The sequence below is a fragment of the bacterium genome, assembly GCA_035419245.1.
Classification (GTDB): Bacteria; Zhuqueibacterota; Zhuqueibacteria; order Residuimicrobiales; family Residuimicrobiaceae; genus JAKPUX01.
The window spans coordinates 17,274-29,528 of record DAOLSP010000028.1 but is presented as its reverse complement, the minus strand read 5'-3'; the positions used below and the strand labels follow the sequence as shown (position 1 = coordinate 29,528).

The 12,255-nt window shown below is 65.0% G+C and carries 13 protein-coding genes; all 13 read left to right on the top strand.

What is annotated here, in order from left to right:
- The first annotated feature begins 47 nt into the window (after positions 1-47).
- Positions 48-284 carry a hypothetical protein gene (locus PLH32_17450; protein ID HQJ66395.1) on the top strand — a complete coding sequence of 79 codons (237 nt, stop codon included), beginning with the start codon at positions 48-50 and terminating at the stop codon, positions 282-284.
- Positions 284-1,096 carry a hypothetical protein gene (locus PLH32_17445; protein ID HQJ66394.1) on the top strand — a complete coding sequence of 271 codons (813 nt, stop codon included), beginning with the start codon at positions 284-286 and terminating at the stop codon, positions 1,094-1,096. Before PLH32_17450 ends, PLH32_17445 begins: the two co-directional genes overlap by 1 nt.
- Positions 1,093-3,501: a DUF5906 domain-containing protein gene (locus PLH32_17440; protein HQJ66393.1), complete on the top strand. Its 2,409-nt coding sequence runs from the start codon at positions 1,093-1,095 to the stop codon at positions 3,499-3,501. Before PLH32_17445 ends, PLH32_17440 begins: the two co-directional genes overlap by 4 nt.
- Positions 3,498-3,806 (top strand): hypothetical protein, encoded by a 309-nt coding sequence (locus PLH32_17435; GenBank protein ID HQJ66392.1) that lies wholly within the window; start codon positions 3,498-3,500, stop codon positions 3,804-3,806. The genes PLH32_17440 and PLH32_17435 overlap by 4 nt, the downstream gene beginning before the upstream one ends.
- On the top strand, positions 3,803-4,414 hold the full coding sequence (locus PLH32_17430; protein HQJ66391.1) for a hypothetical protein: 612 nt from the start codon (positions 3,803-3,805) through the stop codon (positions 4,412-4,414). The genes PLH32_17435 and PLH32_17430 overlap by 4 nt, the downstream gene beginning before the upstream one ends.
- Position 4,415: 1 nt before the next feature.
- A complete protein-coding gene (locus tag PLH32_17425; GenBank protein HQJ66390.1) occupies positions 4,416-6,299 on the top strand; it encodes a phage terminase large subunit family protein in 1,884 nt (627 codons plus the stop codon).
- Positions 6,292-6,546: a hypothetical protein gene (locus PLH32_17420; GenBank protein ID HQJ66389.1), complete on the top strand. Its 255-nt coding sequence runs from the start codon at positions 6,292-6,294 to the stop codon at positions 6,544-6,546. Before PLH32_17425 ends, PLH32_17420 begins: the two co-directional genes overlap by 8 nt.
- A gap of 66 nt (positions 6,547-6,612) precedes the next feature.
- Positions 6,613-7,164: a hypothetical protein gene (locus tag PLH32_17415; protein HQJ66388.1), complete on the top strand. Its 552-nt coding sequence runs from the start codon at positions 6,613-6,615 to the stop codon at positions 7,162-7,164.
- A gap of 1 nt (position 7,165) precedes the next feature.
- The gene (locus tag PLH32_17410) at positions 7,166-8,764 is read left to right on the top strand and encodes a phage portal protein (protein HQJ66387.1); all 1,599 of its coding nucleotides are present in this window, start codon (positions 7,166-7,168) and stop codon (positions 8,762-8,764) included.
- Between the two features lie 51 nt (positions 8,765-8,815).
- Complete coding sequence (locus tag PLH32_17405) at positions 8,816-10,855, top strand: phage major capsid protein (protein HQJ66386.1); 2,040 nt, start codon at positions 8,816-8,818, stop codon at positions 10,853-10,855.
- 77 nt (positions 10,856-10,932) lie between these two features.
- Positions 10,933-11,235: a hypothetical protein gene (locus PLH32_17400; protein ID HQJ66385.1), complete on the top strand. Its 303-nt coding sequence runs from the start codon at positions 10,933-10,935 to the stop codon at positions 11,233-11,235.
- A 52-nt stretch (positions 11,236-11,287) separates the two neighbouring features.
- A complete protein-coding gene (locus PLH32_17395) occupies positions 11,288-11,815 on the top strand; it encodes a hypothetical protein (protein ID HQJ66384.1) in 528 nt (175 codons plus the stop codon).
- A gap of 1 nt (position 11,816) precedes the next feature.
- Positions 11,817-12,254, top strand: a complete 438-nt coding sequence (locus PLH32_17390; protein ID HQJ66383.1) for a hypothetical protein — start codon at positions 11,817-11,819, stop codon at positions 12,252-12,254.
- Position 12,255: the final 1 nt, after the last annotated feature.

Here is a 12,255-nt window from a genome sequence, read left to right as displayed (position 1 = left end):
GGTAATTCGCACCTCGAGTTAGTGCTAGGGTGTGGGTGGTTGGCATAGTGAAATCGAGCGCCAGCCTGCGGGATGCCATGCCGGTGACGGCGGCATTTATCGATCAGCTACGGGATGCCTTCGGGGCCGAGGCGATCAATCGGCAGATCAAGGCCGGCATCAATGGCGCGGAAACATTCTTCGCCGCCGAAAACGGTGTCGAGATCGGATCGCGACCGGCGTCTGGTGTATCAATCAACATGCGCGAGGCGGCCATCTCGTCGTTTGCTCGGAATGTCCGCTGATGAAACTCGATGTAAAAGTGTCTGGAATGAACGAGACGCGGCTGGCCCTGGCTGGCCTATCCAGAAAAATCCCGGTCATTGTCAAACGGGCGCTGAATGATGCGGCCTATCTCGGCTCTAAAACGACTGCCGAAGAGATCGGCAAGGTCTTCGACCGCCCGACGCCATGGGTAAAAGGTGGCGTCCGCTATGTAAAAGCCCGCGACAACAAGCTCGAAGCATCGATCGACCTCGATAAATGGGGCAACAAAACCGCTGTTTCGGTCGATATGGTGCTGGCCGCCGAGATATTTGGCGGTCAACGCCGCCTGAAACGCCACGAACGGGCGCTACAGAGCCTTCGCGTCCTGCCGCCGGGCTATGCCATCGTACCGGGCGCCGCCGCCAAGATCGACGCCTTCGGCAACATGGCCGCCAGCCAGATCAGGCAGATCCTTTCATGGTTCGGCGCGGCCCAGATGACATCAGGCTACAGCGGCAACATGACCGACCGCCGGAAGGCCTCGCTGGCCAAGGGAAGCCGCCGCACCGGCGCGGTCGGCTTCGAATACTTCGCCGTCGCCCCGGGCCAGCGCCGCCAGTTCGCCCGGTCGAACGGCAAGAGCGGCAGCCATGCCATGCAGCCTGGCATTTACCAGCGGGTATTCCTCGGTCACGGCACCGCCATTCGCCCGGTGATGATTTTTATCAAGGTCCCGAGCTATAAGAAGCGCCTCGACTTCTACGGCATCGTCGAACGCGCCGCGCTCCCTGAGTTCGACCGCGCCTTCACGGCCTACACCGACCAGTTCATTCGGGAGCGCGGCCTGTGAGCTACATCAATTACGACGACGTCGTCGACCAGCTGCAAGTCGGCGGCCTGCGCCTCGACACCGTCAAGACATCGCGCGGCGGCATCACCGTCGGCCAGCTGGTTGTCGACAGCACCTCGCCGGTTCGCTGCGAGACCGAGGCCAGCAAGGAAAAGCGCGGCTGGTACTGGATCAGCGTCGTGCAGTTCCCCGACGCCGATGGCCGCCTCGAAGACTACCTCATCGGCTCCTACGGCATCTATCACGGCAACGACAACGGCAAGCAGAACCTCAAGCTCAAGCGCGATGGCCGGCCGTCACTCAGCCCGGCCGAGCGCGACGCCATGCGCACCCGCCTCGAAGCCCAGGCCAAGCGGGCCAAGGCCCTGCGCGCTGCCGAAGCCAAGAAGGCCGCCCAGGAAGCCGAGCGCTGCTGGCGCCTCTACGTGCCGACTGGCCAGTCCGACTACCTCAAGCGCAAGGGCGTCCATGCCTTCGGCCTGCGCTACTCGCCATCCGGCAACGGCACCCTGGCCATCCCCATGCAGCGCGATGGCCGTGTCGTCGGCCTGCAGATCATTCGGGGCGCCGAGCGCGGCAACAAGCTCGAAAAGCAATATTGGCCAGCCGGCATGGACAAAGTCGGCGCCTACCACCTGATCGGCGGCATACCCCGCGGCCTGGTCCTCGTCGCCGAAGGCTACGCCACCGCCGCCAGCCTGCACATGGCCACCGGCCTGCCCGTTGCCGTCGCCTTCGATGCCGGATCGATCATGCCGGTCGTCGCCGACCTCGCCAAAAAATACCGCACCAGCAAGATCCTGATCTGCGCCGACGACGACTACCTGACCCCCGGAAATCCCGGCGTCGAAGCCGCCCGCCTCGCCGCCACCGCCCACCGCGCCGGCTGGTGCCAGCCCGAATTCGCCGAAGAGCGCAGCACCACCAAAAAAGGCCCGACCGACTACAACGACCTGCACGCCATCGAAGGCCTGCACATTGTTACAGCACAGATCGAAGCCGCCCTCCGGCAACACGGTTTTTCCCTGCCGGCCGCGCCGGAGAGCCTTCCCGGGGGGCAGGGGGAAGCCAGCAAGGCCATTCTCTCCGGGCTACTCAGCGTCGACGAAGCCTGCGACCGCTTCGCCCTGATCTACGGCGGCAAAGGCACGCTGTTCGATCACCAGGAACACCTGCTCGTCCCTAAATCGGATGTGATGGACATCATCCCCGACCACGGCTGGCGGGAATGGAAACTGCGCAGCGACCGCAAGGTCGTCCGCCTCTCCGAAGTCGGCTTCGACCCGGCCGGCACCGACAAAAACATCCGCTGCAACCTCTGGGGCGGCTGGCCGACCGATCCGAAAGAGGGCGACTGCACCCAGCTCCTGCTGCTCCTTCGCTCGCTCATGCAGTCCGAAGCCAACAACCCCGACCTCTACACCTGGGTACTGCGCTGGCTGGCCTACCCCATCCAGCACCCAGGCGCCAAGATGCGCACCGCCCTGATCTTCCATGGCCTGCAGGGCACTGGGAAAAACCTCTTTTTCGAAACCATCATGGCCATCTACGGCGAATACGGCCGCATCATCGACCAGGCCGCCATCGAATCCCAGTTCAACGACTGGGCCAGCCGCAAGCTCTTCATGATCGCCGACGAAGTCGTCGCCCGCCAGGAGCTCTACCACGTCAAGAACAAGCTCAAATCCTTCGTCACCGGCGAATGGATACGCATCAACCCCAAAACCGTCGCCGCCCACGACGAAAAAAACCACTGCAACATCGTCTACCTCTCCAACGAGACCCAGCCGCTCCCCATCGACTCCGACGACCGCCGCCACTTCGTCGTCTGGACCCCGGCCAAGCTCGAAGAAGAAAACTACCACGCCGTCCGCGACGAGCTGCGCAACGGCGGCCGCGAAGCCCTCCACCACTACCTGCTCAACCTCGACCTCGGCGACTTCGACGAACACACCAAGCCGCCGATGACCCAGGCCAAGGCCGACCTCATCGCCGTCAGCGCCGGCAATGCCCAGCGCTTCGTCAGCGAATGGCTGGCTGGCGACATCTACTTCGACGGCCGTCGGCTGCCCGTCTGCCCATGCGGCTCATCCGACCTCTACACTGCCTACCTCAAATGGTGCCGCGACAACGGCGTCCGCAACCCCCGCGAATCCAACCAGTTCGCCAGCGAAATCGCCAAGCTCCCCGGCTGGTGGCGTGGTCTCAAGGACCGCCTGGAGAACCTCCACGACCCGCGCAGCGCCAAACGCTGGCGCTTCATCATCCCATCGGCTGACGTACTCAACGCCGGCGCCCGCCTGCCCGGCGCCACCGACTACCGGAAAACCGCCGAAGAAACCGACACCCACTGGCTCGGCGCCTGTTTTTTCGCCTTCCGCGAAGCCCTCGGAGTCCAACAATGACCGAACACCGAACACCGCCCGAACACCGCACCGAACAGGCCGAAACCCGCGCCAATAGGGCAACCGAACAGGCGAACGGGCTATTGTGCGTGTACACGCGAAAAACAACATCACCTCACGTACACGCCACCCGGGAAAACCCACGCGCACAAAAATCCCGCGTGTACACGTATTCCGGTGTACGCCTGTTCGGTTGCCCTGTTCATGCGGGTTTGCGGGTGTTCGCCCCGGTGTTCGGGCGGTGTTCGGCGTTCGCCACGCGCCCGCTCATTCCTTTCCTGTCTTCCAGAAAGGAAAAAAGATGAAAGAAGCCGCCACCCTCGGCAAAAAAGACTTTGCCGAACTTCTCGGCCTGCAGCCGTCCTACATCACCGCCCTGATCAAGGCCGGCCGCGTCGTGCTCGACGGCGAAGGGCGCCACGCCCGCGTCCGGGTCGCCGAATCGCTTGCCCTCATCGAATCAACCACCGCCGGACGCTTCGATGTTGCCCGCCGGCACGCCGCAGCGCGTCGCCAGACGCCGACTGCTGCCGCGTCCGGGGCATCGCCGCGGTCAACGCCGGAAAACGCCCCAAAACGCGATTCTGAAAGCCGGCCCGACGAAAAAGACGAAAAACTCGTCGACGCCAAAACCCGCAAGGAATCCGCCCAGGCCGATCAGGAAGAAATGAAGGCGGCCCAGATGGCCGGCAACCTGATCGCCCGCGACGACGTCGACGCCGCCATGAAATTTCTCGGCGCCGCCGTCCGCGCCGCCATGGAAGTCTTCCCCGACCAGACCGCACCGCTCGTCGTCGCCACCGTCGACCTCAACGAAACCCACGCCACCCTGACCGAAGCCTGCCGCAACGTGCTGGCCGACATCGGGGCGGCCATCCAGCGGCAACAGTCCGCCCTGGCCGAGCGCCTCTGACATGCGCCCGCTGCCGCTCAACCAGACCCACTGCCTCGAAGTCCTGGCCACCGCGCTCGCCCCGCGGCGCGCCCTGACCGTCAGCCAGTGGTCCGACGCCCACCGCGAGTTGTCCGGCAAGCAGGCCGGAGAGCGGGGCCGCTGGCGGACGGCGCGCAACCCCATCCTGCGCGAGATCATGGACGCCATGTCGGCATCCAGCCGCGTCACCGACATCTGGGTCATCAAGTCCTCGCAGGTCGGCGTCACCGAGGCGACCGTCAATTTCCTCGGCTACACCATGGACCACGCCCCGGCCCCGGTCATGGTCCTCATGCCAACCCTCGATAGCCGCGACGCCTGGAAGGCCCAGAAACTCAACCCGCTGCTCCAGGAAACGCCGGTCATCCGCGATCTGCTCGGCGGCCAGCGCTCGCGCGATGCTGCCAACTCCAAGGACATGATCGATTTTCCCGGCGGCGTGCTATTCCTGGCCGGCGGCAACAGCCCCAACAGCTACGCCCAGCGCTCCGTCCGCTTTCTGATCATGGACGATCTCGACCGCTTCCCGCCCGAAGTCGGCGAGGAGGGTGACCCCGTCGCCCTGGCCAAGGGCCGCACCAAAGCCTTCGCCCGCGCCAAGCGCCTGTTCATCAGCACGCCGACCGTGAAGGGCATGAGCCTGATCGAACGCGGCCATGCCACCTCGGACCAGCGGCGCTACCACATCCCCTGTCCGCATTGCGGCCACTACCAGCCGCTTGAATGGGGCGGGCCGGAAGCCGCGCACGGCATCAAGTACCTCGCCACCGAAACCGGCCTCACCGCCTGGTATGTCTGCGTCGCCTGCTCGGGCGAAATCCACGAACACCACAAGCCGGCCTTCCTCGCTGCCGGCCGCTGGATCGCCACCCACCCCGAGCGCAGCACCCGCGGCTATCACATCAGCGCCCTCTACGCCCCGATCGGCCTCGGCCCCAGCTGGCGCGAGCTGGTCGAAGAATGGAAAGTCGCCGTCAAGTCGCCCGGCACCCTGCGCACCTTCGTCAATACCCACCTCGGCGAATGCTGGGAAGAGCAGGGCGACCAGATCGAACCGGTCGGCCTGCTCGCCCGCCTCGAAGACTACGACGAAAAATCCAGAAGCCTGGCCCGCACCGGCGGCGTCGACGTCCAGAAAGACCGCCTCGAAGCCAGCATCGTCGATTGGGACGCTGGCGAAGAAGCCTGGGTCATGGAACACCTCATCATCCCCGGCGACACCGCCCAGCCCGAAGTCTGGGGCCGTCTCGACGAAGAGCTCAGCCACTGGGCCCCGGAATTCGTCGCCATCGACTCCGGCTACAACACCAGCATGGTCTATGCCTTCGTCGAAAAACGCCGCTGGGCCGTCGCCGTCAAGGGCCGGTCCGGAGGTGGCGTGCCCATCGTCGAAGACGAGAAAGCCCGCCGCCAGCGCCTGCGCCGCCAGCGCAAAAAAGGCATCACCGTCCATCTGGTCGGCGACGACCAGGCCAAGGCCCTGATCTACTCCCGCCTCAAGATCACCGAGCCCGGTCCCGGCTACATCCACTTTCCAAACGACCCAAGCTTCGACGACGAATACTTCGCCCAGCTGACCGCCGAAAAACTGGTCACCAAGATGCGCGGCACCCGGCCCTACGTCGAATGGGTGCAGACCCGGCCGCGCAACGAAACTCTCGACTGCCTGAAATACAACCTCGCAGCCCTGAGACTGTCCGGCATCGACCTCAAGCTGCGCGCCGCCCGTCAGTACCATCGCCTGGAAGAAACCCCGCCGCCGGTCCCGGCCATGACCATTGCCCAGCCCGATCCGCTGCCGTCCTCGGCTGCCGCCGCCTGGGAAGCCATGATGCGCGCCCGCAAGGAAGCTCGGCGTGGCTGACGACCTGCGCGAGATCATCGATATCGCCCGGCACAGCATGCCCGACGTGCCGGACGAAACATGGTCTCGCCTCGAGCAGATCATCCGCCTCAACTTCGGCGCCCAGCGCGCCTACATCGCCAGCCAGAAAAAAGGCCGTCACCTGGCCCTGCTCGAAAGTGCCGGCGAAGAAGACGCCAACAAGATCGCCAGTATGCTCGGGGTCACCGTGCAGCACGCCCGCCGCCTGAAAAAGCTGAGGCAATAGCCGCCGGCCTCCCCGGCGAACATTTTTTGCCTATTTTCTTCCCCCCGGCGCGCCCACACTGCGCCCATGAACGAACCCACCACCTTTCGTGCCGGCGACTCGGCCAGCTGGTCTGAGTCGCTTTCCGATTACCCGGCCAGTGCCGGCTGGTCGCTCAAGTACCGGCTGATCTGGCCGTCCGGAAGCGGGGTCAACCTGACCGCCACCCCGGCCGGCGACGATTTCGAAATCAATCTCGATTCGGCCAATACATCCGCCTGGCAGCCCGGCCAGGCCACCCTGGTCAGCTGGGTCGAGAAGGCCCCTGCTGAGCGCATCACCGTCGGCCAAAAAATCGTCACCATCCTGCCCGACCTGACCCAGGCCGTCACCCACGACGGGCGCAGCGCCAACAAGCAGGCCCTCGATGCCGCCGAAGCCGCCCTCGCCGAATACCTCAAGGGCGGCAAGGCCACCGTCGCCGAATACGAAATCGCCGGGCGCCGCATCAAGTTCCGCGACGCCGACCAGATCATTGCCCTGATCAACCACTACAAACCCCTCGTCGCCCGCGAAAACGCTGCCCTTGCCCTGCTGCAGGGTGGCGGCATGCCGGGCCGCGTCTATTACCGGGGCTGACATGCGCCTGCTCGACCGCTTCTTCAAGCCTAAAGAAACCGCCGCCGACCGCGCCGAATGGCTCAATACCACCGTCCGCAACGTCGCCATCTCGGTGCAGACCCAGAACCTCGCCGCCCTGCGCACCGCCTCGCGCAGCTTCGCCGCCGCCGAAACCCCGGCCTGGGTCGATAGCTGGCCCAGCTCGTCGGCCTCGATCAATGACGACCTGTCCCGCCAGCTGCCCACCCTGCGCTCCCGCGCCCGCGCCATGTCGCGCAACGACGAATGGGCTATCGGCTACATGCTGCGCCTCGACGATGGCGTCCTCGGCGAAAACGGCATCCCCCTGCAGATGCGCCTCAAGAAACGCGACGGCTCATCCGACACCGACACCAACGCCCGCCTCGAAGCCGCCTTCTACGACTGGGGCCGTGACTGCGAAGTCTCCGGACTCACCTGGCGCGAAGTCGAAAGCCTGGCCCTGGCTGCCGGCCCGGAGGACGGCGAACTGCTCTTCCGCTTCCGCAAGGGCCGGGGCAAGTACGGAATCCAGATCCAGCTGCTCGATCCGGCGCTGATCGATGTTGCCCTGCACCGCGACTGGCAGGGCAACCGCGTCCGCATGGGCATCGAAATCGACGACGACGGCCGGCCGCTGGCCTACTGGATCAACGCCGTCAAGAAGGGTGACGAACAGGGCGACGTGTTCACCGTTGGCCGCCATGTGCGCATCCCCGCCCGCGAGATCCGCCACTGCTTCCTCAAACGCCACGTCACCCAGTTGCGCGGCTACCCCTGGCTATCCGGTGGCGCCCGCCGCCTATGGATGCTGCACGACTTCGAAGAAGCCGCCGCCGTCGCCAGTTCCAACGCCGCCAAGCGCCAGGGATTCTTCACCAGCCTCGAAGGCGATGCCCCTCCGGGCTTTGGTGACACCATCATTTCCAGCGTGCTCGAGGCCGCCAAGGCCGCCGGCAAGGTGCTCACCGCCGAAGAAGTACAGGCCATCACCTCGGCTGCCGAAAAATACGCCACCACCATGCCCGGCCAGTTCGACACCCTGCCGCACGGCTACGACTTCAAGGCCTACGAATCCAAGTGGCCCGATGTCTCGGCCGATGGCTACGTCAAGCAGCAGCTGCGCGGCTGGGCCGCCGCCCGTGGCATGTCCTACGCCACCCTCGGCAACGACATGGAAGCCGTCAACTTCTCGTCGGGCCGCATCGGCATCGGCGGCGAGCGCGAACAGTTCAAACGCATCCAGGGCATCATCGTCAGCTGGCTGCACGAGCAGGTCATGGCCGAGATCATGCCCTACCTGGTACTCGGCACGCCCCGCCTCGATCCCAACAAGGTCGCCGTCTATCAAGCCGCCGTCACCTGGCAACCGCGCCGCTGGCCGGGCATCGATCCGGTCAAGGAAGCCGCCGCCAACGAGACCAACATCAAGAATCGCCTGACCAGCCGCCGCCGCATCATCCTCGAACGCGGCGAAGACCCCGATGAAGTGTTCGCCGAAATCGAAGCCGAAGAAGCCATCTTCGGCGCCCCGGATGCTGCCGCCACACCCAGCGACCCCAACGCCGGCGACCCGCCACCCGCCGAAGCGGCGGCCTGACGAACATTTTTTGCCTAGTTTTAGAACCCCGACAAACCGAGACTGCAACCCATGCAAAAGGAAACCCGACAATTCAGAACCCTGGAGTTCCGCGCCGCCAATGTTGACGCGGCTGGCCGCATACCAGTCGTCTGTTCGACTGATGCCGTCGTCACCGTATCGGATGGCCCCGAGGTTCTTGTTCACGAGCCTGCCGCCGTTGATATGACCCGGGCACCGTTCCCGATCATCGTTACTCACCAGGGAAATCAGATCAACATCGGCATCGTCGAAGACATTGCGATTGGCAATGGCGAAATGCGCGGCTTTGCCCGTTTCGGCGAACGCCCTGAGGCTGTCGCCTACGCCCGGGACGTGATGAATCAGATCATCCGCAGCGTGAGCGTCGGGTATCAGCGGGTAAAGGGATATATCCGTCCGGACAATGTCCTGATAACCACCCGCTGGATGCCGACCCATGTCGCCATGGTTGCCGAGCCCGCCGATACCGGCGCCGGGTTTTATCGAGCAGCCAGTGAAGTGGAAACCTCATTTGAACTGGTTGCCTGTCCAGATCAGCAATCAGCAACCGAAACACAATCTCGCTCCAGCGTGATTGACCTCGATGCCCCAGCCGCTGGGGAATCACAACCCTCCAAAGGAGAACGCAGCATGACTCAAGTAGTCGACACCCCGGCGGCCACCACCACCGCCAACGTTCAAGTCACCGGCCCGGACCCGATCGTCGCCGAGCGCAGCCGCGTTCGTGACATCGCCGCCATCGGCCGCCAGTTCAACATGGTCGAGCTGGCCGACCAGCACGCCGAATCCGGCACCTCGTCCGACGCCTTCCGCGCACTGGTCCTCTCCAAGCTCAAGGACAACGGCCAGTTGCGCGTCGCCGAATCGCCGGAAATCGGCCTGTCGGAAAACGAAGTACAGTCCTACTCGTTCTGCCGCGCCTTCCTGGCCGCCCAGGACCCGCTCAACGCCGCCAAGATCGCGCCGTTCGAGATGGAATGCTCGCGCGCCGCCCAGGACAAGCGCGACACTTCCGACGCCCGCGTCAAGGAACGCGAAGCCGCCATCACCCTGCCGTCCGACGTGCTCGGCCGCGGCATGGTCGTGCACCAGAAAGACGCCGCCGGCGTCGTGCGCAGCCTGCTGCAACTGGTCTCCCGCTCCAGCGCTGCCACCCAGGCCTACTTCCGTGACCTGATGGCCGGCACGCCGACCGCTGGCGGCAACGTCGTCGCCACCGAACTGCTCGGCTCCAGCTTCATCGACCTCCTGCGCAATTCGATGATCCTCGACCGCCTGGGCGTCACCGTCCTCAACGACCTCAGCGGCAACATCGCCATCCCCAGCCAGACCGGCGCGGCCACGTCCTACTGGGTGGCTGAAGGCGGCGCCCCGACCGAGACGCAACAGACCATCGGCCAGGTGCCCTTGACACCGAAAACCATCGGCGCCTTCACCGACTTCACCCGCCGCCTGCTGCTGCAAGCTTCTATCGCGGTCGAACTCTTCGTCCGCATGGACCTCGCCCGCGTCCTCGCCCTCGGCCTGCAGGACGGCGCCTTCAACGGCACCGGCGCCAGCAATCAGCCGGCCGGCCTGGCCAACATCGCCGGCATCGGCTCGGTCGCCATGGGCACCAACGGCGGCGCCCCGACCTACGACATGGCTGTCGATCTGGAAACCGCCGTGTCCAACGCCAACGCCGACATCGGCAACCTGGCCTATGTCACCAACTCCAAGGTCCGCGGCAAGCTGCGCAAGACGCAGGTGTTCACCGGCACCAACGGTGCCCCGGTGTGGACCTCCGGCCGTGAGCGCGGCATCGGCGAAGTGCTCGGCTACGACGCCTACGTCACCAACACCGTCCCCTCCAACTTGACCAAGGGCTCAGCCTCCGGCATCTGCTCGGCCGCCTTCTTCGGCAACTGGTCCGACCTGGTCATGGGCCTGTGGGGCGGCGTCGATCTGATGCTCGACCCGTATGCCAACGCCACCAGCGGCGGCAAGCGCGTCATCGCCCTGCAGGATGTCGATTTCAACGTCCGCAACGTCGCCTCCTTCGCCGTCGTCAAGGACATCCTGACCACCTGATAACCCGGCCCGCGACTGTGACAAGACCCGGCCTCAACCGAGGCCGGGCCAGCAGGACCGGGCCATCGGAGACCCCCATGAAAATCCTCATCATCGAAGCCACCCAGGTCGTATTCAACCCCGACATCGGCGGCGAACACGTCGCCTCCGGCGAAATCGTCGACGTGCCCAAGGACCAGGCCGGCAAGCTCACTCAGGCCAACCGCGCCCTCTACGTCAACAAGGCCGACGACAGCTACAAGGACGGCCGCTTCACCGCCCCGGCCGACATGCTCAAGGCCGCTGAAGCCATGACCAAGGCCAAGGCCAAAGGCAAGAAAGCCACCGAGCCAGTCGCCCCGGCATCCGACGACCAGGGCGCCGAAACCCCGGCCGCCTGACGGCCAAAAACCAAGGCCCCCGGGCCTTTTTTGCTTTGCAACGGAGCCCTCCATGAAATCACTTCGAAACCATCTGCTTGCCTTTGTCGTGGCCTTCGGCCTCGTCGCTGGCGGCTTTCTGTCGGCCACTGTCGCCCATGCCGACGCCCTCAGCAACTACGGCGAAAACAAGGTCATGGATGCCCTCTTGCGCGGCCAGTCGCTGGGCGCCCCGGCCACCATGTACATGGGCCTCGCCACCGACACCTGCACCGATGCCGGAGCAGGGACCGAACCATCAGGCGGCGCCTATGCCCGTGTCGCCGTGACCAGTTCGCTGGCCAACTGGGCCGGCACCCAATCGGCCGGCAGCACCACGGCCTCCACCGGCACCAACGGCACGACCAGCAATAACGCCGTTATCGCCTGGCCGGCCTCGGCCGCCGCCTGGGGCAACCTGCAGAGCGTCCGCTGGTACGACGCCGCCTCGGCCGGTAATTCGTGGATCTGCATCAACCTGGCCTCCGCCCTCAACGTCTCCGGCGCTGGATTCACCGTGCAATTCACCGCCGGCCAGTTGCAGTTCCAGATCGACAACTAACATGACCCCGGCCCAGCAATCAGCGCTCGAAGCCATCGCCGGGCGCGGCCTGACGGCTGACGAGATGGCGGCGATTGAACCGCATCTGGCATCGCGCAATGACGGCGCTATTGCTGCGCTGCTGCCGGCTGCGGTCAACGTCGTATCAACCCCGATTGGCGTGGGAACCATCCTCGCCGTTATGGCGCCGAGTGGCGGGGATTTCCTCAATGGGCTGGAAGGGATGGCCGCCTCCGACGCCAACGTCAAATGGTCTCTGAAACTGATCGAGCGCGGAGAATTCGACATCGGCCACCCGGTAACACGGATGCAGCTTTCTGCTTTCGCTCAGGCCAATCCAGCGCTTTCCCCGGCCATTTCCGCGCTGCTGGCGGTTGCCGAGCGCACCGAGCCGGTATCGATAAACGCTGTTTCTGACGCACTGAACCGGATCAACTGAC

What these genes read in the sequence shown, in the direction of transcription:
- PLH32_17445 (HQJ66394.1), top strand. Translation starts at nt 284, where the DNA reads ATGAAACTCGATGTAAAAGTGTCTGGAATGAACGAGACGCGGCTGGCC.
- PLH32_17435 (HQJ66392.1), top strand. Translation starts at nt 3,498, where the DNA reads ATGACCGAACACCGAACACCGCCCGAACACCGCACCGAACAGGCCGAA.
- PLH32_17430 (HQJ66391.1), top strand. Translation starts at nt 3,803, where the DNA reads ATGAAAGAAGCCGCCACCCTCGGCAAAAAAGACTTTGCCGAACTTCTC.
- PLH32_17425 (HQJ66390.1), top strand. Translation starts at nt 4,416, where the DNA reads ATGCGCCCGCTGCCGCTCAACCAGACCCACTGCCTCGAAGTCCTGGCC.
- PLH32_17415 (HQJ66388.1), top strand. Translation starts at nt 6,613, where the DNA reads ATGAACGAACCCACCACCTTTCGTGCCGGCGACTCGGCCAGCTGGTCT.
- PLH32_17410 (HQJ66387.1), top strand. Translation starts at nt 7,166, where the DNA reads ATGCGCCTGCTCGACCGCTTCTTCAAGCCTAAAGAAACCGCCGCCGAC.
- PLH32_17405 (HQJ66386.1), top strand. Translation starts at nt 8,816, where the DNA reads ATGCAAAAGGAAACCCGACAATTCAGAACCCTGGAGTTCCGCGCCGCC.
- PLH32_17400 (HQJ66385.1), top strand. Translation starts at nt 10,933, where the DNA reads ATGAAAATCCTCATCATCGAAGCCACCCAGGTCGTATTCAACCCCGAC.
- PLH32_17395 (HQJ66384.1), top strand. Translation starts at nt 11,288, where the DNA reads ATGAAATCACTTCGAAACCATCTGCTTGCCTTTGTCGTGGCCTTCGGC.
- PLH32_17390 (HQJ66383.1), top strand. Translation starts at nt 11,817, where the DNA reads ATGACCCCGGCCCAGCAATCAGCGCTCGAAGCCATCGCCGGGCGCGGC.